The organism is Parashewanella spongiae, assembly GCF_004358345.1.
Lineage (GTDB): Bacteria > Pseudomonadota > Gammaproteobacteria > Enterobacterales > Shewanellaceae > Parashewanella > Parashewanella spongiae.
Map to the genome: position 1 here is coordinate 1569163 of NZ_CP037952.1, position 22978 is coordinate 1592140.

Below are 22978 nucleotides of genomic sequence, written 5' to 3' on the forward strand. Positions count from 1 at the left end.
ATAAGCTTTATTGTGAATAAAAGTTCATGAGGTTTAAGGTGTCACGTGTATAGTAAACTGGTTTTTATCGTTAAGCATAATCGAGCTACCAGGCTGATTACTCCTAAGTAGCTCAACTTATTAGAACTAGTTTTTTTCGTAAATCTTGGTGTTTTGATAGGTATAAGCTACATCAAATGCAGGTTTTTGAAAGCGTTTTAATTCAAGCGCGTCAAAGTCAGCTTGCATAGGATTACGTTTAAGTTGTTCTTTAATTTGTTTGGTTGGCATCAATGAAACAGGGCGAGCTTGTAACTGAATGGCCGCTTCTAATTTAAAACCTGTAGCACCACCTGCAAACTTTCCTTTTTGGAAGCGTTCAATAATAACGATTTCATCGACTTTATAATCTTCCATCAATTTATCGAAAGCAAAATGGAAATCACGAATATTTTCTGCTTCAGATGAGTTAGAAACAGTAAACACTCTCTGACGACACTCAGGCACGTTGAATGCTTCACCATCATAATTCAACAAGCAAATAATGGCTTCACTACCTTTTAATTCAACACCACAAACTCTCATGTTTTTTTCCTTTAATTCTATAAATCAAGAACAGTGATGAGGTGATTACTCATCATCGTCTAATGGTAATTTTCCAGCAGACTTGCGGCGCATTGGTGCATCACCAACATCAACGGCATTAAAGAAACGTTTATCACGTTTAGCTGCTGGTTTTGACTTTTTCGCTGCTGGTTTACGTTTTGCAGCAACTTTAGATTTGGAATGATTAGCTACAGACTTTTTATCCGTTTTAGGTTTAAGCCCTTTGAATTTAGCTTTTAATCCTTCAATCGTTGAGAATTCAAAAGTTTTACGCAAGAACGTTTGAATTTTTACAAAACTTTCCCAATCCTTAGGTCCTACAAGGGAAATGGCATCCCCTTTAGCGCCTGCGCGACCAGTTCGCCCAATTCGGTGAACGTATTCTTCACTCATTTTAGGCATATCAAAATTTATGACCAAAGAGACATTTAATAAGTCTAAGCCACGAGATGCAATATCTGTTGTCACAAGGATTTGTTGTTGTCCACGGCTGAAGTCATCCATAATGCTATTGCGTTCACTTTGGCGTAAATTGCCACTGAGTGCAGCAGTTTTAAAGCCATCCGCAGTAAGCTTGTCGGCTAAACGTTGGGTGTCATTTCGAGTGGCGGTAAACACAATGACTTGTTTATGCTCTTGGTTAGTGAGCAGGTGAGTCAATAAGGATTCTTTGTGATCAAGGTGATCGCATAAATAAATCTTTTGGGTAATATCTGCATGTTCAGCAAAACTATCATCGACATTGATGTGGTGCGGCTCATTGAGTAATTCGTCGGCAATATCGAGTATTTCATTATGATCAAGGGTAGCAGAAAACATTAAAGTTTGACGACGTTTATGATCCGCAGCGGTATTGATTTGTTTTAACTGTTGTGCAAAGCCTAAGTCCAACATTCTATCGGCTTCATCTAAAATAAGTAACTCTAGGCCATTTAAATATAAGTTTCTTTGAGTTAAGTGATCGGCGATGCGACCGGGCGTGGCAACAATAAAATGTGGATCGCGCGCTAACGTTTTAACTTGGTCGTTAAAGTTTTCACCACCTAAAATGCTTACGGCTTTAAATTTAGTATTAGCAACTAAAAGACGGAGTTGACTGTATACTTGATGCGCCAGCTCACGGGTTGGTAACAGAATGAGTACTCTTGGATCTCTTTTACTGAGTGCTTTGCTATTCATGATCCTTTGTAGAGCGGGCAATAAAAACGCTAAGGTTTTACCTGAACCTGTTTTGGATGACGCCATTAAGTCTTTACCAGTTAAAGCTACTGGAATAGCGAGTTCTTGAATATTGGTCGCACTGGTAAATCCCATATGATCGATACTTTGGACAAGACGTCGATCTAAGGATAATTCGGTAAATTGCAAAAGAGATCTCCTAATACCAATCAAGTTATTGAAAAGCCGTCATTGAGTATTTTGGCAGGATTGGCATGAATGTAAAAAAAGCGGTGTATTGTACCTGTTATTCAGTATTTGTTACAGGAAGAAAATGTAACCCGTGGTATTTTTTGTCTATCAGTAATACCAATTACAGTAATTAAATGCTCAACTCAGAGCTATGTATGTGCGCAAAGTGCAATCGAAATTGATGAAGACATAGTTGTTACCGACATACACAGCTGTCGTTATTACATTGCTACGTCAAGACAATTTTGAGAAGTAATTTGAGCACATACAAGCTCCCGAAGGGCAAGGCTAAAGGGATCCATTACTGCGTTACAAGCACTTAAATTATCCCGACAAAAGCACGAAGTGCGTTGAACGCCAGCTTTGTATGGCGGCCGTTAGGGTATATAGTACTTCGAGCTTGCGCCTTGCACTGAAACCTTTTAGCTCTTGCTGAGTGAGAGATTAATTACTGTAATTGGTATAACATAAGTACCTGACCATAAGTTTCTTAAGATTTTCTAGTGCCCAGTTTCAGCACTCTACGGTGTTGCAACTTCGGCTACATAGCTACGGCTATGCGCCCACATTGCGTCTTGTATAGCACTAAACCTGAACACAATAATTATCAAAGAACTTATCGACAGGTACTTATAAAAATGTCTAAAATAGTTAATTGGAAACGCCCTCTATGTTAGATTAACCCATCCTTTCGCATTCAAATTCTGTTCCATTGCTTTTATCAATTGATTTTGAGCATCTATTTTATATTGATGGAATTTACGAGTAAATAATGCCGTTAAGGTTCTATTTTTGATAGAAACAATAAATTGGAATGTCGACTCTCCCTTACTATTCATAACATCGAGTAAAGCCTGTTCTTCTAATGTACCCAATTGATTAATAATGAGTTTGCAAATAGTTACGCGCTTTTGGTCTGTTAACTTATTTGCAGCTAAAATAAGAATACTTGAATCAGAGTTCGGAACGTGAAGCTCACATTCAGCACTAAAAAGTTGTTTTATCAATTCAATATGTTCATCATCTTTAAGGCCTTGGCAATCAATTGCTTTTTGGATAATCCTAATTGGAATTTTGATTTGTTGCTCCGATAATGACGCAATACAAGCTTTTGCTTTGTCCATATTGTTGGTTGCAATGGCAGCTTCTAGAATTGTTATTTGGTGTGATTTCAGTTTGCCTTTATTTACATGATTGGATAACAATATGATTGCTTCGTTTTCGCCAGAATTTGAAGCTGCGATAAATGCATCATAGAGTTGTTGTTGCTTTTGTGTTTCAGGGATTGTTGTAGGGGAAGTCACAAAACATTGCAATGCATCTATGTTACCTAAACGAGCAGCAAGAACAATTGGGCTCTCTGCCTCTCCAAGTTTAAAAAATGGATTGGCTTTTGCGACAACCAATGCATTCATAGCATTAATATTTTTATGCATCACAGCTAAATAGAGTGGTGTTAAAGCACCAACAGAAGTTCCGAAAGCATCTCCGCCGTCTGTTAAAGAGAACTTCTTAATCAAAATGTTAATTAATTCTTCATCTCCTTTCTGTGCAGCATAATGGAGTATTGAATTATCTTCTATGATTTGTTGAGCAACTTGGCATGTTTCTGTTTCTAGCATAAAGCTGAGTATTTTATGAGCATTGTTGTTAATCGCAATTTGTAGTGGTGTTTCGCCTGTAAAGTTTGCTTTTATCTGTTGAATGTTTATATCAGCACCGGATTTAATAAGCATTTCAGAGATCTCTAAATTTTTACTTCTTACTGAATAATGTAAGGGGGTTAGACCTTCGGCATCAACTGCATCAATGCAAGTCGAACCTTCAAGTAACGAAGAAATACATGATATAAACTTGTTCTGTACAGCGTAGTGCATTGCCGTACTTCCTTTCGAGTCTTTTAAATTTTGACTGGCGCCAGCTTTTGCTAAAGCGGCTACGATTTCAGGCTTGTCACACATGGTAGCGACAAAAAGTGGAGCTAACTTCTTGGAGTATAAGGAACTGAGTACAAACTGGGCGTTATCTCCCCAATATAAATGAGGAGAATTGTTGTTATAATCTGTTTTGATCATTATGCCGTTGTGACTTACTGTTCTTGTATGTAATGTTTCATTCCAAGTTATCGGTAAGGAAATATTTAATGCATCGCTCCCTGGGGTTGTAATTTCGACTTTATTTTGATTTCTCTTAGAGAAAAATGTTACATATATTGGAAAACTATCTGATGTTATATGAGTGTTTAAATTGACGCCATCTTCAATTATTTGCTCTACAGATTGTAAATCACCAGAAAAAATGGCAAGTACAAGTTCAGTGCATTGACCTTTCAAATTGAGTTGATCCTCAAAATATTGAACGCTTTTAGTTGGAGTTGGAATCGGAATTGCTTTTGATGCTGTTTTTCTTTTGGTAGGAATAGGATCAGCGGTGAGAACTTCGACTTTCCAACATTTGCAATCAAGAGGTTCGTGGCTTATTCGTATTTTTGTTTCATTTATAGAGTCTCTAGTGCTTGAATGTGTATGAAATAAAATGACAGCTTCTAAATGAGATCCCGCTTCAGGTAAAACCGCAGTCAATTGCGATAATTGTCGAGTTAACGAATATTCTTGTGAGCGTGGACTGATTAGCCTAACTTCGGATTCACAATATTCGTGTACATCGAATCTAGGTTTTTCATTCAATTCTACGTTATAGGAAGAAGGGGCAACCGACATAATTTATCCTCTACACCACAGTATAATAAGTAAGCAATATGGCTATCTTTTTAGTCAAGTGTAGAGTGATAATTTTAATGACAAGATTAAAATTTAGTTAGTAAAAGTTTATGAAATAGTTATTGATGTTTTTTAAATATTATATTCAGAGGATCATATTAATGGATAGTAACAATTTCAGTTAACAATGCTGAGCGATTTAGTGTTTTTCCAAAGAGTGGACTGGCAGCGAAATTTTGTTGTTGAGGAGTTCTGGGCTTGAACCTAAATATATCAGTTGAACGCACAATTTAACTTTAATCTATTGAAGTTTAATACAAGATTAAACAACCCGAATTCACCCATCAGGTGAGTGCTGAACATTCATATACTTGCCAAAATCACCGCTAGCTGCGTTATAAATTTTGCAAGTAGAAACGAAGTAACGACAGTTTTATATGTCGGTAACCACTACTTGCTGCTATTCATGCCTTACTATCAATAATTTTTTCTGCGTATATGAACGCTCCCAACCGATTTATTTACCGTAAAAATAGCCGCTAACACCTATTCCCAAGCCTGTTAGTGAAAGCATAAAAGCTAAAAATCACTTCGCCTTTAGCTTTGGTTGGAAATAATCTTCAAATCTCAGCGAATACAATTTTCATGGTGTAGGGTGATAGAAAAATAGTAGCCAAAGTAAACGCATATGACATCTATGCCTATCATGAACGTTTAGGTTGAAGAAACTATTGTTTCAATGATCAGGTTAAGGAAAGTTGCGGAAGAAAGTATACCGATGAGTTCTCGTCACTCAAGCGCAGGCTGGAACTGGAAACGAAATAACGACAGCTTTGTATGTCGGTAGTCTAGTGCCTTTGCTTTTTCTATAAAAGCCACTGGATACCAGCCTTCGCTGGTATGACAAATATTGGTACTTTCTAAATCGCTAGATCCCTAAGCGATATCTTAGGTACTTTATTTAACTGAAAAACTTAGTTTGAACCTTGAACTCGATTGTATGTGTGAGTTAATTGACCCTGTAAACAGCGAGATAAATGACCTCGAATATGTAATGCAGCCAAAAACCAATTTATCCATGTGGTGTGTTGTACTTGAAAAGCTTTGCCATTGGTGTGGCGACCGTCGTCAACCATCCTTATATGATAAGTTTTTTTTGTAGTATTAAATTCACTATCTGTTTTATGTCTAGTTTCGATTATTAACACTTGCCAGTTTGGATTGTTTCTAGTTCGTGATTTAATTTCGTCATAATCGTTTCTTTGAAGAGTTTCGAGATGGTTCGTTGCTCTATTCCATACATATCGGCTCGTTAAAGCAATTTGATGAAGTGGCGTTGCTTCAGTCATAGGTTAAGGCCCGTTTTCTTTTAAACAGGAAATGCAAATAGCCTACCAGCAATATAAATAAAAATAAGTTATCTTTAATTAATTCTTGAACACTTTTGTTATTAGTTTTCGATTAATGTAATTATTGAACGCTGTTCTATTGTAAGTGAGTAGCGTTCAATAACATTCATGCCTCTATGAGGTAAGTTTTACGATCATTTTGCCTTTATTTTTACCTTCAAATAATCCAATAAAGGCTTCTGGCGCATTTTCCAAGCCTTCATAGATAGTTTGTTCAGCTTGAATTTTTCCTGAAGCTAGCCATTGCGCCATTTCTTTAGCAAATTCACCGTAATGAGACCAATGATCAAACACAATAAAGCCTTCTAATTTAAGCTTTTTAACGATAATTTGGAATAGGTTTTCAGGCCCTGGGGTTGGCGTAGTATCGTTATATTGAGAGATCATTCCGCATACTGCGACACGGCCATAATCGTTCATATTATTTAATGTTGCTCTTAGGTGTTCACCACCAACATTTTCAAAGTAGACGTCAATACCTTCTGGTGCCGCTTTGGCTAGCGCTTCGTTTAAATCACCACAGGTTTTGTAATTGATAACTTCATCTGCACCTAACAGTTTCAATTTTTCAGCTTTTTCGTCGCTTCCTACAGAACCAATAACTCTTGCGCCCATAAGCTTACCTAATTGGCAAGCCACGCTACCAACAGCACCTGATGCAGCTGATACAAATAGTGTTTCGCCAGCTTTTAAATTGGTGATGCGAGTCAGGCCTGTCCATGCTGTCATGCCTGGCATGCCCATAATGCCAAGAAAGTGGGATAAATCGAGCCCTGTCTCAGGAACGACAGTAAGGCCTTCTTCTCCAGAAACAAAATGATTTCTCCAACCCAACATATTACTGACTTTAGTGCCTACTGGAAGTGTACTGTTTTTAGATTCAATGACTTCGCCAATTGCGCCGCCTTCAAGAGGTGAGTCTATTTCAAAAGGTGCAATGTAACTTTTGCGATCGATCATCCGTCCGCGCATATACGGATCTACTGACATCCATAAGTTTTTGACTAGCACTTCGCCGTCTTTCAATTCAGGTAATTCTGTGGTTTGAAGTTTGAAGTTATCTGCAGTAGGTAAACCTTCAGGACGAGAATTAAGGATTATTTGTTGTGTATTCATATTCATTTTACCTATTTAAAATCTATATACTTTGTGCGCTAACTAAATTTATTGTGGTAGACTATACGCCTCGTAAAATAAGAACGCAATTACTTTGCGCGCAAATAAAATGTAGTCGTTTATGAAACCAGATCCAGAACACAAATTATCAGATAATGTTTGTTTTGCTGTTTACTCCGCTAACAATGCCATCATTCGTGCCTATAGGCCATTACTTGAACAATATGATCTCACTTTTCCACAATATCTTGTGATGCAAGCCTTGTGGTGTAAAGACGCGATAAGCTTAACTCAATTGTCACAGCAGACGGGTCTCGATTTAGGTTCATTAACACCGATTGTAAAGCGCCTTGAAGTTAAAGAGTTACTCATTAGAACCAAAGACCAGCATGACGAACGAAAAAAAGTGATTCAATTGACCGAGTTTGGTTTAGGAATTCGTACTGAAGCTTTAGAGTTAAAACAGACTTTGTTAGAGAAAGTTAGTCTGTGTGAAGACGAGTTAGTTCAGCTCAGAGATCAATGTTTGAAAGTAGTAAAAGAGTTAGACATAAAATAATTTTATTACGGTTATAATTGCAATACGCTAATTGTCAACTCTTGACATTCCACTTTAGTGGACTGGTGAGCATAACTCACCAGTCTTTTTTTTGCGCTTTAAAAAGATGATCTGGATCATAGTTCATCAACGGTTAATCGTGCCTAATACAGCTCATCTAGTAGTGAACTCGTTTATTGCCTACTAGATATTGTGTTTGTAACAATGTCATTGTTAATAGGAGAGCGACATGCCAGTAGTGATTAAGCGTGATGGTATCAGAACAAAGTTCGATACAAATAGGATTTTCAATGCCGTTCAAGCCGCAGCACAAGAAGCGGGTGTTGATAATCCAAATTATGCTGATTCCGTTGCTGAAACAGTGTCTAAATATGTTGCCTCTTATGATGAGATTGCCGTTATAGAATTACAAAAAATCGTAGAAAACGAATTGATGTCAGGTCCTCATAAGTCAGTGGCTCGTCATTATATCGAATACCGACACGATAGAGATGTCGCACGTGAAAGCAGTGGCTCATTGAATATCGAGATTCGAGGTTTGATTGAACAAAGTAATGCGGCATTACTCAATGAAAATGCCAATAAAGACGCAAAAGTGATTCCTACTCAGCGTGATCTTTTAGCAGGTATTGTGGCTAAACATTATGCCAAAACCCATATGTTGCCAAAATCAGTTGTTCAAGCACATGAGAGTGGAGAGCTGCATTATCACGATTTAGATTATGCGCCCTTCTTCCCAATGTTTAACTGTATGCTGATTGATCTTGAAGGCATGTTAACCCAGGGTTTTAAAATGGGTAACGCAGAGATAGAAACACCAAAATCTATTTCAACCGCAACGGCGGTTACCGCGCAAATCATTGCTCAAGTTGCGAGCCATATTTATGGTGGAACAACGATTAATCGTATTGATGAAGTGCTCGCTCCATTTGTGACTAAAAGTTATCAAAAGAATGTCGAAATCGCGCAACAGTGGGGCATTACTGATGGTGAAGCATTTGCCAAAGCTCAGACAGAAAAAGAGTGTCATGACGCCTTTCAATCATTAGAGTATGAAGTCAATACCTTGCATACTGCTAATGGCCAAACGCCATTTGTTACTTTTGGCTTCGGCTTAGGAACAAGTTGGGAATCTCGATTAATTCAGCAATCTATGATGCAAGTTCGCATTGCTGGACTCGGTAAAAACAAAAAAACAGCGGTTTTCCCTAAGTTAGTTTTCGCGATTAAAAATGGTATTAACCATAGAGTTGGTGATTGTAACTATGACATCAAACAGCTTGCTCTGAAGTGTGCGGCAAGCAGAATGTACCCAGATATTCTTAACTTTGAACAAGTAGAAAAAGTCACTGGTTCATTTAAAACTCCAATGGGTTGTCGAAGCTTTTTGGGCGCTTATGAAGAACAAGGTGAATTAATTCACGAGGGTCGAAATAATCTTGGCGTAGTAAGTTTAAACCTTCCTCGTATTGCTATTGAAGCGAAGGGAAATGAACAAGAGTTTTATCGTATTCTCGATGAACGTCTATTGGTCGCAAAGCTCGCTTTGGATACCCGTATCGATAGATTAACAGGTGTCAAAGCTAAAGTGGCGCCAATTCTTTATATGGAAGGTGCTTGTGGGGTACGTTTAAAAGCTGATGATGATATTTCCAACATTTTTAAAAACGGACGAGCTTCAATTTCGTTAGGTTATATAGGCTTACACGAAGCTATTAACGCTTTATACCCCGCAAAAGAACATCTATATGACAGTGAAAGTTTGAGAATTAAAGCGCTTGCAATTATTCGACATTTAAAAGCGGCAACAGAATGTTGGAAACAAGAAAGTGGCTACGGGTTTAGTTTATACAGTACGCCAAGTGAAAACCTATGTAGTAGATTCCATCACCTTGATGTTAAGCAGTTTGGTGAAATTAAAGGTGTGACGGATAAAGGCTATTACACTAACAGTTTTCATTTAGACGTTGAAAAGAAAGTAAACCCTTACGACAAAATTGATTTTGAACAACCATATCCAGCACTCACAAACGGTGGTTTCATTTGTTATGGCGAATATCCAAATATGCAACATAACATCGAAGCGCTCGAAAACGTGTGGGACTATAGTTACTCGAGGGTTCCATATTACGGAACCAATACACCCATTGATGAATGTTATGAGTGTGGCTACTTAGGGGAATTCGAATGCACCAGTAAAGGCTTTACATGCCCTAAATGTGGTAATCACGATCCTAGCCGAGTTTCTGTCACACGCAGAGTTTGTGGTTATTTAGGTAGCCCTGATGCAAGGCCGTTCAACTTTGGCAAGCAAGAAGAAGTAAAACGCCGAGTTAAACATTTATGATTACTGGCTTGATAAATGTAAACACGAAAAACAGTAATGAAATGTATTATGGCGCTTATTATTCTGTAGATGTGATTAATGGGCCGGGTACGCGAGCGACTTTGTTTGTTTCTGGCTGTATTCATCAATGCCGAGGTTGTTATAACCAAAGTACGTGGAACCCAAAATCAGGTAAAGTTTTTGATGCTGATATGGAGCAGCAGATCATTGATGATTTGAATGACACCAGAATAAAGCGTCGAGGATTGAGTTTGAGTGGCGGCGATCCATTATTACCGTCAAATTTACCTGGGATTACTAAGCTTGTTGATCGAGTCAGATCAGAATGCCCAGATAAAGATATCTGGCTTTGGAGTGGTTATTTGCTTGAGGAATTATCGAAAGAGCAGCAACAACTTATTGACAAAGTAGACGTATTGATTGATGGTAAATTTGATGAAAACTTAGCAGATCCTTCACTTAGCTTTCGTGGCAGCAGTAATCAGATCATTCACCGGATTTTATAAAATTCAGCAGCAGTCTCATAAAGCAGTAACTTGCAGTGCCAAGTTGCTGTTATAATGCCAACCAATTTTTTATATCGGGTAAACGCTCGATATTCCGTATTACTGATTGTACAGGTAATCATAATCCTAAATAAATTGGTTGGGAGCGTTCATATACGCAGAAAAAATTACTGACAGCAAGGCATGAATAGCAGCAAGTAGTGGTTACCGACATACAAAACTGTCGTTACTTCGTTTCTACTTGCAAAATTTATAACGCAGCAAGCGGTGATTTTGCTAAGTATATGAATGTTCAGTACTCACCTGATGAATGAATTCGGGTTGTTTAATTTTTTATTTAAATTTAATAGATTAAAGTTAAATTGTGCGTTCAACCGATTTATTTAGGATAATTGGTAATCGTGTTTTATATGTCTGACTTGTCGACATAAAGGGTTTGAAATGAATGTAAAAGAAGAGCTGCATAAATTAAGCGATAAATTAGACAAATTCCGTCGTAAACTGGCTGCGGCAACAGAGCGTGGTGATCAAGCTGTTATGAAACAGTTTAATCGAGAAATTGCTGCGACTACAAAAAAAATAACCTCGCTCAAAAATCAGCAAACTCGTACACTTAGCAAAGCTGGTGGTGATGTTAGATCACTGGCTTTTAACCGTGTGCTGACTAAAGCAGAGCAAGCTGATATGGGTAAGCTAAAAAAGTCGGTTAAAGGTTTGGTTGTTGTTCATCCTATGACAGCACTAGGTCGCTCAATGGGTGTAACCCAAGTAACAGGTTTCGCACCTAAAGAATTCTGATTGTTATCATACTCTTAAATTTTTAGATTATGATCTAAGTATTGGATTACGATTAATGTTAAGCAGGAACGCTTAGTTGAGATTCCGAATACTCTTAGGGATTGAGAGTTTTTGTTAAGGTTGTTTCATGTCGGTAAAGTACGTCGCATCTTCAAAGTTACCTACCCCTTGGGGCGTTTTCACGATGCATGGTTTCGAAGATCTTAAGTCAGGTAAAGAGCACGTTGCATTAACGTTTGGCGAATTAGAGGCTAATACGCCTATATTAGGCCGTATACATTCAGAGTGTTTAACCGGCGATGCATTATTCAGTTTACGCTGCGATTGTGGCTTTCAATTGCAAACGGCGATGCAGCATATTGCAGAAGCAGGGCAAGGATTCATCTTATACCTACGTCAAGAAGGCCGTGGTATTGGCTTAATTAATAAGATTCGTGCTTATGAGTTACAAGATGCTGGTGCCAATACCGTTGAGGCCAATGAGCAACTTGGTTTTGCTGCCGATATGCGTAAATACGATATGATCGCACCGATGCTTAATAAAATCGGAGTAAACCAAGTTAAATTAATGACTAATAACCCACGTAAAGTAAATGCACTTAAAGACAACGGTGTTGAAGTGAGCGAGCGAGTGCCTTTACAAGTCGGCAAAAACCGTTACAACGAATCTTATTTAAAAACAAAATCAACAGTACTTGGGCATTTAATGTCTGAACATCATTTTCATGATAATGATTGATGTTAATAAGGAAAGTTTCGGAAGAAAGTATACCGATGAGTTCTCGTCACTCCAGCGCAGGCTGGAAACGAAGTAACGACAGTTTTGTATGTCGGTAGTTTAGTGCCTTTGCTTTTTTCAGTAAAAGTCACTGGATACCAGCCTTCGCTGGTATGACAAAGATTGGTACTTTCTAAATCGCTAGATCCCTAACGAGTAAGTCAACCCTGTCTTGCTCGTTACTTTCAAAAGGTAATTTTCTCCTTTCTTTCAAATCCATATTTTTTTAAAGAACTAAAATTAACTAATTGTTAAATTAAATTAATTTGAGATCTAACTCCCTGTCTACAATGCCGTTTTGAATTATGTTGTTTCAAATTTAGCAATCGGCATGGGTAGTATGGCACAAGAAATTGCATCAAATACTAGTAGTTCCTCTGTACTAGATGGTTATCATTCTGAAAGTGTAAAAGTTGCTGTTTCAGGAACTACCCTAAAAGACTCTTTCCTGCTTATATCAACAGATGAATCGCATCAAAATAGGCTGTACGCTACAGGTGTAGGAGATTCAACTCCAGCTGTTCGCTTTCATACCAATGAGAATGCTGATAGTTCACAAGCCAGTGGTACAGCAACAGGAATGAAAATAAACGATGAGCAACATACTGACTTATCTGAAGATGAAATTGCGCTATTGGGTTTACTGAAACAAGAGGAAATTAAACAGGAACACGTTAAGCAACAAGAATTTGCAACATCAGAAGTTTCAATTCCTGCCACTAGATTAAAACCAGTATTTGTACGAACAGAAACTCAAGAAATAAAAATTAAGTATCAAAAAGATAACTTGAGTGGTCCTACTTTAATGCATCAAAGAGAGCCAATACATTCTACGCAATATTCATTTGAGCACTTCACGTTTAATGAAGAAGAAAAAAGAATTCGAGAGCAAGAAACGAGGCAGATAAATAGTGAAAGGTTATTAGATAAAAAAGCTTATGAGTCGGAAAAGCAAAATCGCTTGTATTATAGACCGTCATTGTCTCTTGATTTTAAGACAGATTTACAGACATTATTTCTCAGCAAGGAAGAAAATGAGTTTGGCTATAAAAAAATATCCATGGGAGGGAGAGACTTTTATGTAACACGCCAAACACTCCAAAAGCCTTTATACAAGCCCGTTGAAGCGCCTAAAAGGATTACTCATGGGAAAACAGAGAAAATGATTGCAGTGGATGATCATTTTGTTGCTTTGGAGCGAGCAGCACACCGTGGATGTTACTCGGTGCAAGATCAACAAGAGATGCAAAAAAGGCTCGAATTATTTCAAGATAACCCGATTATCGTAAAAGCATGGATTGTTGATTCTCGATTGGTTATTGCAGAGTATGGAGGGACAAATGTTAGGAAACTTCATGTTAGAGAGGAGAGTAAAGTTCAGTTAAAACAGTACAAGCCTTTCCTTGAATTTGTCACTACGCTTCATGCAAATGGAGGCAGACTATGCTGTATATCAAACGATAATTTACTTTGCCCGAATGATAATGGCGCATTAAATTTCACTGGGTGGAAATACATTGCGACACCTGATGTGGGGAGTTTTGACGAGATGATGTTCGATGAATACATATATACTCAGTCTTTGATAGATAAAACGAATAAGGTATCAATCTTAGAAGAACGAAAACAATGGATGGCTGTCGCAGAAAAACATGCAATTTTACTAATGGTGTGTGAAGGTACAACGCCAAGACTTGCCTGCGCTATTAATACCAGTCAACTAAGAGACTGTAAAACCACAATACTTAACAAAAAAAACCAAGGTAAATTTATTGAATGGATAACTCAACATGTTCATAAAAAGTATAGAAATGAAGTCATTCTATTTTTAAAAGATCCAGTTAAGCATCCTTTAGAATACCCTGTAAGTGAAGTGTTAAAACTGTAATTGGTATCAGAATAAAAAAGGCGCAAAATGCGCCGATTAAAAAGTATTCATATTTCTCAGTCTGCTACAGCACGCCGCGACGCATTTGATCGCGTTCGATTGATTCGAACAAGGCCGTAAAGTTGCCTTCACCAAAACCGAGATTGTTTTTACGTTGAATTATTTCGATGAAGATAGGGCCAAATAAGTTTTTGGTAAAAATTTGGAGTAAATAGCCATTTTCATCTCCATCGCACAAAATTTGATGATGCTTAATACGATCGCGATCTTCAGTAATTTGTGGCAATTTATCGAAAATTGTATCGTAGTATTCAGGAATGATATCCAATGTTTTAATTGATGAACCTTCCATCGCATCTAAAGATGCCACGATATCACGGCTTGTAAATGCTAAATGTTGCACACCTGGGCCATCGTATTCTTTCAAATATTCATCAATTTGGTTTTTGTCATCATTCTTACCTTCATTAATCGGAATGCAAAAACTACCATCTGGTGAACGCAATGCGAATGATGTGAGACCAGTTTGTGCGCCGTTGATGTCAAAATAACGAACTTCAGTAAATCCAAAGATATCTTTATAGAAATCCGCCCAATGCTGCATGGTGCCTTTATAAACATTGTTTGTAAGATGATCAACTTCCATGAAACCTTTATCTGCAATGACTAGCGGCTCAGAGAGATCAACAAAGTCATTTTTGTAGATATTGTTGTCATCACCATAAATATCAATGAAATAAATTAAGCTGTCACCAATGCCATAAATGGCTGGATATGGCATGTCTTTCGCTGAATCACTTGCTGGTTTTGCACCACGTTCAACCGCAGCTTTAAATGCAAATTCAGCATCTTCAACACGCCAGCCCATTGAGCAAATTGCAGGGCCGTGAGATTTAGCGAAGTCAGCAGAAAATCCAGTTCGTTCTTTATTTAAAAAGAAGTTGATGTTGTTTTGCTTGTAATAAGTAATGTCTTTAGTGGCATGCTTTTTAAGCATAGAAAAACCAAAATCAACAAATATTTGATGCATAAAATCATTGTCAGTAGTTGCGAATTCAGTGAATTCGATACCTTGTAGACCCAGTGGGTTTAGTTCAGTAGGCATGTTCATATCCTTTATTTTTAACTCATGTATTAAATGTGGTCTTGGCGTTTATTGGTTTATTCTTCTTCAAGCCAAGAGCGGTTGTAGTCTTCACTCATGCATTGCTGCACATGTTCAGTTAATTTTAGTGGTGCAAAGGTATCTACCATGACAGCGTATTCATGGGTTTCAGTTTTTCCAATGGATGCTTCGGTTTTACCCGGTTGTGGCCCATGAGGTACACCTTTTTGATGTAACGTCATATAGCCTGGTCCAATTCCCGTTCGGCTCATAAAGTCGCCATCAACATAGTAAAGTACTTCGTCACTATCGATATTATTATGAAAGTACGGTGCTGGAATGGATTGAGGATGGAAATCATAAAGACGTGGCACAAAATTACAGACGACAAAGTTGTGCGCTGTAAAAACAATATGATCAGAAGGCGGTAAATGAATTTTACCCACTTTAGGCGCATATTCAGTGATGTTAAACGACCAAGGGTAAACAAAACCATCCCAACCAGCTAAATCAAAAGGGTGCCACACTAATGATGTGTGTTGATATTTGTCACCAAATTTACTGATAAGCGCAAAATCGCCTTGCTCTACGACAGCATCTTGCAATTCTGGGGTGCGAATATCACGTTCGCAATAAGGTGCAGACTCTAGCAGTTGACCGTATTCGTTACGAAAATGCTTTGGTATTTCGACCATCGAAGCGGACTCAATAACAAATAAGCGTACGTTGTTGTAGCTGTTAAATTTTAGCTGATAAGTTGTTCCACGAGGGATAACAAGGTAGTCCCAGCGTTTAACTTCTAATGCACCGTATTCGCTATAGAGCACGCCTTCACCTTCGTGAACGAATACCACTTCGTCACAATAAGCATTACGGTAAAACTCTTCAGTATCTTCAGATACTTTTGCCGTATAAAGGCTGACATCTGAGTTAAAAAAGATCTTATTACGTGCGCTAAAAAAGTTACCTTCACGATCAGTAAGTTTCGAGTCTAATTTATAGTTTTGAACTAAAGAATCTTCCCAGCTAAAACCATGCTCCATGTGATATGGCGATACAGAGCGCGCTTTACATGGCATGTTATGATGGTATTTATTGGAATAAATATTAGAAAATCCATGAGTAGAAAAAAGCTCCTCACGGTATAACTCGCCATTTTCCTTTTCAAAAGTAATGTGACGTTTTGCAGGGATTTTCCCTTGTTTGACATAAAACGGCATGGCTTTTATTCCTTCGTAAAATGAAAAGTGTGATCTACCTAGCAATTTAATTGCATAACTCAATAAAAAAAAGAATAATAAATCGCTTAAGATCATCAAAAATATAGATGATGTTTTAAAGCCTTGATATATAGGTGATGAGAATGAAAATAGACATTGATGCATTTCATGTTATGCAAATTATTGTAGATGAAGGAAGCTTTGCTAAAGCGGCTGAAAAGCTACACAAAGCTCAGTCAGCCGTGAGCTATCAAATCAAAAAGCTTGAAACGCATCTTGGTGTTCAATTATTCAATCGCGATCAATATAGAGCTCAATTAACGCCACAAGGAAGTGTGATCTTAAAAGAAGGGCAAAAATTGCTGCAACAGCTCTCAGGTATTGAAAGAGTCGCTAATCGTTTCAGTGATGATTGGGAACCCAGTCTCGAACTTGTTATCGATGGTGCTCTACCAATGGATCCCATTATGAATGCACTAAAACGGATGACCGAGCACAATATCCCCACAAAAGTTCAGCTCAATACAGAGTTCTTGGGTGGCGTTCAGCATCGGTTTGAACGTGATAATGCCGATTTGATGTTGGTGAAAGATTATCGAACAGGGCCAAATTATACGCCTATAGCGCTACCTACAATAACGAATATTTTAGTTACTTCAAATCAACACCCTTTGGCTAGCAAGAAACAAGTAGAGCTCTATGAACTGCAAAAGCATGTTGAACTGACCATTGAAGATTCCGCACCAAAGAATAACCTTAAAGATGAAATGCAATTTGGCGGTGATAAAGTGTTTTACCTTTCAGGATTTCGTATTAAGCGAGATGCACTTGAACGAGGACTCGGTTTCGGGTGGTTGCCCGATTTTTTAGTCCAACCTTATTTAGATGCGGGGAAGTTAGTCGAAGTGGATTTTGTTGGTGGTAGCCGTTACACCTTCACCCCTCAGTTAGTATCGTCCCTTCAACGTCCATTAGGTCGAGCGGGTAAGTTATTTACCGATCTGATTTTAGAAGAGTTCTTGCAATCGTAACAGTTTTTATCGTAGTTTATTCTGATTGAATAGCGACCAACCAAAGGAAATGACAATGAGTCGACAAAGTCACGAAGTGGATTATGAAATTAAAGGGCATGATATGCAGCTGGTGGAAGTGGAGCTGGATCCACAAGAAACTGTAGTGGCAGAAGCAGGGGCGATGACTTATATGGAGGAAGACATCGCCTTTGAAGCAAAGATGGGTGATGGTTCAGAACCAGACGCAGGTTTCTTTGGCAAATTAATGAGTGCAGGAAAACGTGCCATATCGGGTGAAAGTGTGTTTATGACGCATTTTACCAACAATGGTTTCACTAAAAGACGAGTAGCCTTTGCCGCGCCTTATCCCGGAACGATTTTAGCCATTGACTTAGCACAATGCGGCGGTGAGCTAATTTGTCAGAAAGACAGTTTCCTTGCCGCAGCGATGGGAACGAAAGTAAGCACACGATTTAACCGTAAACTAGGTGCTGGCTTCTTTGGTGGAGAAGGTTTTATCCTTCAAAGTTTACAAGGTGATGGTATGGCATTTATACATGCGGGCGGCACCTTAATAAAGAAAGAACTCAATGGTGAAACATTACGTGTCGATACAGGGTGTATCGCGGCATTCACTCCAGGAATTGATTATGATATAGAGCGAGCTGGCTCAATGAAGTCAATGTTCTTTGGCGGCGAAGGACTGTTTTTAGCGACCCTTTCAGGTCATGGAAGTGTGTGGCTGCAAAGTTTGCCGTTTTCAAGAATGGCAGATCGTATTATCGCAAATGCACCTTCTTCTGGTGGTAGTAGTCAGGGAGAAGGATCGGTGTTAGGCAGCATTGGTCGTATGATTGATGGTCGTTAATCGATCAAAATACTCACAATTCACTAAATAATAACAATAATATGAAATTAACTCGACAACACTTTATTTTTCTCGGCCCATTATTTTCATGGGCTTTTTACTTTTTCCTCATATCGATGGGTTTGGATTCAGATCCGGCCATCACCGCAGGTATTACTTTATTGACCGTAATATGGTGGGTGACAGAAGCAATACCCATTCCCGCAACTTCTCTGGTTCCTTTTGTTTTGCTGCCATTGTTTGGAATAGTCGATCACAAAGGAGTGGCTGCGTCATTTGGTAGCCACGTTATCATACTGTTAATGGCGGCGTTCATGTTGTCAAAAGCATTGGAGAAAAGTGGTGTCCATCAAAGGCTTGCCGTTTACATGGTAAAGTTTGTGGGAGTGAGTAGCGCTAAAAGACTCGTATTTGGTTTTATGTTGGCGACAGCTTTTTTAAGCATGTGGATATCGAATACTGCCGCTACGCTGATAATGTTACCTATTGCTCTAGCTATTTTAAATGGAGTTAATAACCCCAAACTGAGTATCGCACTTATTTTAGGCATCGCCTATGCCGCGAGTACAGGTGGAATCGCGACACCTATAGGTACACCACCCAATGTAATATTTATGGGAATTTATGAACAACATACAGGAGAGACATTCAATTTTGAAGATTGGATGAAAATTGGTGTGCCAATTGTTTTGGTGGCAATTCCGTTAATGGCATTGTGGCTTACCCGTGGTATTAAATTAACAGATAAAATTATTCTTCCTGAACAAGGAGTTTGGAGAAGCGAAGAGACACGAACTTTAATCATTTTCGGGTTAACCGTTTTGGCTTGGGTAACGAGGCATGCACCTTTTGGCGGTTGGTCTGACGCTTTAGATATTGATCTTGCTGGCGACAGTACAGTAGCACTCACTTCTGTTGTAGTAATGTTTTTAGTGTCAAATGGCAAAGGCGGTCGAATTCTCAATTGGGAGAGCGCAAAGGACATTCCATGGGGGATGTTGTTGCTATTTGCTGGTGGTATTGCGCTTGCTAAAGGAATGTCGGCTTCAGGTTTAAGCAACATGTTAGGTGAGTGGTTATCGTCCATGTCCTACATTTCAATTTTTGCACTGGTATTACTGATATGTATTGTAGTGGTGTATTTAACTGAAATTACCAGTAATACGGCCACGGCCACATTATTGATGCCTATTTTGGCTGCGGCAGCATCAGGCGTAGGTGTTATGCCTGAAGTTCTTATGATCCCCGCGGCAATGGTGGCAAGTTGTGCCTATATGCTTCCGGTTGCAACGGCACCGAATGCCATAGTTTATGGAGCAGGAAAAGTTGCTATTGCCGATATGGTGCGAGAAGGGGCGAGTTTAAGTTTATTTATGGCACTACTTATCGGTTGTTTTTGCTATATTTTATTAACTTAGCCTGAGCTTTGCGTAACAAAATTGATAAGAGTGCCTGTTTAATCACTCCGGGTTTAATTCCTCGCCCCTTGGGGAGAACTAACATAAAAGGTTTGTGTTTTGTCATAGCTGCGTAGGCTGGTATCCAGCGACTTTCACTAAACAAGCAAAAGGCGCTAGACTATCGACATAAAAAACTGTGGTTACTTCGTTTCCAATCTTCGCTGGAGTGACGATAACGTTAAACGATACCTCGCTGCTCATCTAGGGCGGGGTGATTCATTCAACAAATAGTATAATTTTACTAATTGCGGATATACTTATTTCTATAAGTAAAAATTAAAAACGTATTGGCTTTCCAATTTCATCTCGAACATCTCTTCTTAAACATTTATCTGAACACCACCTTACTTTAACCGAGGTAATCTTTAATTTACTTGCAGCCCCAAATGGCAATGTGTTTATTTGTACAGGTGTCATATGAGCAAGGAGGCGCCAACTTTGTGAGGTGCAGCCATGTTACCCGTTCCAACGAGCCTACCATGGAAAGCTTACCCAGGAATGAACTGCACTGCTGAAGATGCGTCAGCAGAAAGTGAGCCAGCAAGAGAGAAGCTCTTAAAGCATACAGGGAGTTATGGCGCTACAGAACAAGCTTCACCCACTGTTACTATTAAAGTGACAGCTCCGACATCAAAAACTCGCGTTGTGGCGAGCCGATTGATCGACTTCAATCACCTTCAAATTCCACTCCCTGAATTAAATAAAAACTTACTCGAAGAAATCGAATCAGAAAAAAACGAAGCAATAGATCAAGCTAAAAAAGAAAGTGAAGAAGCTAAACAAGCAGGGATTCAGCTTGCTAAAAAGAATTTTTTTATAAAACTAGTCGGTTCAATCATTGCTTTGGGGGCTTTAGCACTAGCTATAGGGCTTGCAGTACCTACAGGCGGTGCATCAATTGCCGTTGCGGGTATTTTAGGTGTGGTATTCGTGTTATCGGTTTCTGATACGTTTTGCTCATTTATTGACTGGCGGCAGAAAGTGAATGGAAAGGAAGGACTGCCAATGGAAGGTGACTTCATTGGTAACTTAGTTTTTGGAGCCTTGAGGTGTTCGAAGTTAAGCGACAAGAAAAAAACGACTATTGCTCGGTGGGTGTCTGTGGTAACTACACTGGGGCTTTCTGTCGGCTTGTTATGGACGGAAAGTATTAGCCCAAAGAAATTTTTAAAACCTTCAACAGTCATAGAAAATGGCGGGAAATTAGTAGATAAAGCGACAGGAAAGTTGACAAAGTATGCTGATTTTTTGAACGCAAGCGAAGTTAAGCTTAGAGAAGAAGAAAGTGAAGCTGATATAGCAAATCGTGAAGCGAAAATTAGAACACAAGGTTTTGCAGATATTTTTAAATTGAATGAATTAAGGGGGGAAGCGAATCAAGTGCTTTCAGAAAAGCTAGAGAGTAGAACATTAGAAGCAAGAAAGCAGCAAAGAGCTAAAGCTCAAGAGTTTGCAAAAGTAAAAATGTTTAATCAGCAACTTGAGACCGCTGTATCTGAGTTACCTAAGCAATATCAATCGTTCATTTCAGAGTTTGATGAATTAAAAAAAGCATCTGAAATTAAAGCAGTGAGTAAACAGCCTACAGCCACTTTAAGTCCATTCACACCTTCAAAAGTAAAGTTGGAACCTGCTAATGATGAGATAGCGGATAATATTTTGAAAACATCGCAAACCGCAGTTGAAACGGCAAAAAAATCAATAGAAGATTTAAAACAATATGAAATTCGCGCAGCCAAAAGAGTATTTATCGGAAAGTGCTTAAAAGGGTTTTTTTCATTACTTGGTATTGGTGGAGCTATTGCAGTAACAACCTTGTCTGGCGGAACGGGTGGACTGTTACTGGTCTTGATGACGGGTAATTCAGTATTAGCATTTTCAGATGCGATAGCGGCTTATCAAGAGTGGCAAAATAAAGTTCATGGTCGACCTGAATTACCACTAAAGACCGATGGTGCAGGAAATGCATTTTACAGGTTATTAAGCAAGACGAGTATGAGTGAAGCTAATTCCTTGAAGTGGGCCAAAAGGCTTTCAACAGGGCTGCATTTATTGCTTTCAGCAGGTTCAGCATTTCCTAAGACGGGAGAAGTAGGCAAGGGGATAGAAGAAGCCAAAAAGTTGCTTAACCCGCTTTGTGAAGGTATTGCAAAAGAGCAAAAAGAACATGAAAATGAGGAGCTAGAAGATGTAAAACTTCAAAGTGATTTAGCGCTTCTTTCAAGAGATCTCGCTTCTGAGCAAGTCTATGATTTGCAAATCGTGCAAGGGTTTAGCCGAACTCGAGAAACCTACATTAGAAAATGTAACGAGCTACGTATGCGTAGAATTGCACTTGAATTAAATAAGTATAAAAGTGAAATAGCCAAAGCCAATAGATTTAAGGAAAATGCTTTAGCTTTGCTATCTCAGTTACCTCCAGATGTCTCTGCAACTATTGATAAGTTAAAGGCACAGACGCAAAAAATGGCAAAAAGAGTGGCTTAATTTTATTGACTGGTTATTCGAGCATTTATTCTTGCTCTGTGGTGCTAGAAGCCCACTCTAAAAATGCTTCTTTTGTTTTTTTATCAGCCTGCTGCCACCAGTATTCCAACATTTTTTTTGCCTGAACGGTTTCACTGTCTGTTGTTACGATGTGCTTAGATGTGGATGCTTTCGTAGAGTGAACAATAGATGATTCGTTTGGGCTTGATAATCGCGTTTTTTGAGCGATGAAATCTCTAAAATTTTGATGGGTACTACCGTGAACAACTTGAGATAAAAAACCACTTTCTTTAACTTGAATTTGCGTTATTTTATATTGAGTTTCACCGTCATTTCGGCTAATGACAATCTTGGGTTTTTGTGCATAACGCTCAGGATCATTTGAAATGAGATCACTATCGCTTTTAAGTTGGAATAAATCATCACCATCAATGAAAATGCTGATTATAAATGGAGCGGATTTTACAAATTTATGGCTGTCTGAAAAGTCATCGACAATGAGTTCATTATATCTAAGAGCAATATTGTGCATTCCATTAGTTAACGGAATGCTTGATGTTCGGCTAAATAAGCCAGACTTAATTGTAGTTCCATCTGCAGCTAGAAACTCAAAGGAATCAGGAATGCTGAGCTGAGCAGCAAAGCTGCTAAATGAACTCATGAACACAGTGAACATTGGAATAATTACTTTAGTGAGTTTAGTCATTTT

General features: G+C 38.6%; 18 protein-coding genes. 10 read left to right on the forward strand and 8 right to left on the reverse strand.

Going from position 1 to position 22978, the window contains the following annotated elements:
• Positions 1-126: 126 nt before the first annotated feature.
• The 5 genes from E2I05_RS06130 to E2I05_RS06150 form a co-directional block, all read right to left on the reverse strand.
• Complete coding sequence (locus E2I05_RS06130) at positions 127-564, reverse strand: DUF3010 family protein (protein ID WP_121852207.1); 438 nt, start codon at positions 562-564, stop codon at positions 127-129.
• Between the two features lie 45 nt (positions 565-609).
• The gene (locus E2I05_RS06135) at positions 610-1953 is read right to left on the reverse strand and encodes a DEAD/DEAH box helicase (RefSeq protein ID WP_121852208.1); all 1344 of its coding nucleotides are present in this window, start codon (positions 1951-1953) and stop codon (positions 610-612) included.
• 710 nt (positions 1954-2663) lie between these two features.
• Entirely contained in the window at positions 2664-4715 is a 2052-nt protein-coding gene (locus E2I05_RS06140; RefSeq protein ID WP_121852209.1) for an ankyrin repeat domain-containing protein, read from the reverse strand.
• A gap of 974 nt (positions 4716-5689) precedes the next feature.
• Positions 5690-6064 carry a hypothetical protein gene (locus E2I05_RS06145; RefSeq protein WP_121852210.1) on the reverse strand — a complete coding sequence of 125 codons (375 nt, stop codon included), beginning with the start codon at positions 6062-6064 and terminating at the stop codon, positions 5690-5692.
• 174 nt (positions 6065-6238) lie between these two features.
• The gene (locus E2I05_RS06150) at positions 6239-7240 is read right to left on the reverse strand and encodes an NADP-dependent oxidoreductase (RefSeq protein WP_121852211.1); all 1002 of its coding nucleotides are present in this window, start codon (positions 7238-7240) and stop codon (positions 6239-6241) included.
• A gap of 121 nt (positions 7241-7361) precedes the next feature.
• Here E2I05_RS06150 and E2I05_RS06155 point away from each other — a divergent pair, with 121 nt between their 5' ends.
• From E2I05_RS06155 to E2I05_RS06180, 6 genes are all read left to right on the forward strand, one after another.
• A complete protein-coding gene (locus tag E2I05_RS06155) occupies positions 7362-7799 on the forward strand; it encodes a MarR family winged helix-turn-helix transcriptional regulator (protein ID WP_121852212.1) in 438 nt (145 codons plus the stop codon).
• 229 nt (positions 7800-8028) lie between these two features.
• The gene (nrdD, locus tag E2I05_RS06160; protein ID WP_121852213.1) at positions 8029-10146 is read left to right on the forward strand and encodes an anaerobic ribonucleoside-triphosphate reductase; all 2118 of its coding nucleotides are present in this window, start codon (positions 8029-8031) and stop codon (positions 10144-10146) included.
• Positions 10147-10187: 41 nt separating this feature from the next.
• Positions 10188-10652, forward strand: a complete 465-nt coding sequence (nrdG, locus tag E2I05_RS06165; RefSeq protein WP_121852245.1) for an anaerobic ribonucleoside-triphosphate reductase-activating protein — start codon at positions 10188-10190, stop codon at positions 10650-10652.
• A 441-nt stretch (positions 10653-11093) separates the two neighbouring features.
• Complete coding sequence (locus tag E2I05_RS06170; protein WP_121852214.1) at positions 11094-11450, forward strand: YibL family ribosome-associated protein; 357 nt, start codon at positions 11094-11096, stop codon at positions 11448-11450.
• 127 nt (positions 11451-11577) lie between these two features.
• The gene (gene ribA / locus E2I05_RS06175; protein ID WP_121852215.1) at positions 11578-12189 is read left to right on the forward strand and encodes a GTP cyclohydrolase II; all 612 of its coding nucleotides are present in this window, start codon (positions 11578-11580) and stop codon (positions 12187-12189) included.
• A gap of 379 nt (positions 12190-12568) precedes the next feature.
• A complete protein-coding gene (locus E2I05_RS06180) occupies positions 12569-14116 on the forward strand; it encodes a hypothetical protein (RefSeq protein ID WP_133309512.1) in 1548 nt (515 codons plus the stop codon).
• A gap of 64 nt (positions 14117-14180) precedes the next feature.
• Here the strand turns inward: E2I05_RS06180 and hppD are convergent, their stop codons facing one another.
• Entirely contained in the window at positions 14181-15221 is a 1041-nt protein-coding gene (gene hppD, locus E2I05_RS06185; protein ID WP_121852217.1) for a 4-hydroxyphenylpyruvate dioxygenase, read from the reverse strand.
• A gap of 56 nt (positions 15222-15277) precedes the next feature.
• On the reverse strand, positions 15278-16441 hold the full coding sequence (locus tag E2I05_RS06190; protein WP_121852246.1) for a homogentisate 1,2-dioxygenase: 1164 nt from the start codon (positions 16439-16441) through the stop codon (positions 15278-15280).
• A 143-nt stretch (positions 16442-16584) separates the two neighbouring features.
• On the opposite strand from E2I05_RS06190, the gene E2I05_RS06195 reads away from it, so the two are divergent.
• The 4 genes from E2I05_RS06195 (at position 16585) to E2I05_RS06210 (ending at position 22269) form a co-directional block, all read left to right on the forward strand.
• Positions 16585-17472 (forward strand): LysR family transcriptional regulator, encoded by an 888-nt coding sequence (locus E2I05_RS06195; protein ID WP_121852218.1) that lies wholly within the window; start codon positions 16585-16587, stop codon positions 17470-17472.
• A 55-nt stretch (positions 17473-17527) separates the two neighbouring features.
• Positions 17528-18322 carry a TIGR00266 family protein gene (locus E2I05_RS06200; RefSeq protein ID WP_121852219.1) on the forward strand — a complete coding sequence of 265 codons (795 nt, stop codon included), beginning with the start codon at positions 17528-17530 and terminating at the stop codon, positions 18320-18322.
• 41 nt (positions 18323-18363) lie between these two features.
• Positions 18364-19740 (forward strand): SLC13 family permease, encoded by a 1377-nt coding sequence (locus E2I05_RS06205; protein WP_121852220.1) that lies wholly within the window; start codon positions 18364-18366, stop codon positions 19738-19740.
• A 495-nt stretch (positions 19741-20235) separates the two neighbouring features.
• Positions 20236-22269: a hypothetical protein gene (locus E2I05_RS06210; protein ID WP_121852221.1), complete on the forward strand. Its 2034-nt coding sequence runs from the start codon at positions 20236-20238 to the stop codon at positions 22267-22269.
• 25 nt (positions 22270-22294) lie between these two features.
• Here the strand turns inward: E2I05_RS06210 and E2I05_RS06215 are convergent, their stop codons facing one another.
• Positions 22295-22975, reverse strand: coding sequence for a DUF2057 domain-containing protein (locus E2I05_RS06215; protein WP_121852222.1), 681 nt, complete (start codon positions 22973-22975; stop codon positions 22295-22297).
• Positions 22976-22978 lie beyond the last annotated feature (3 nt).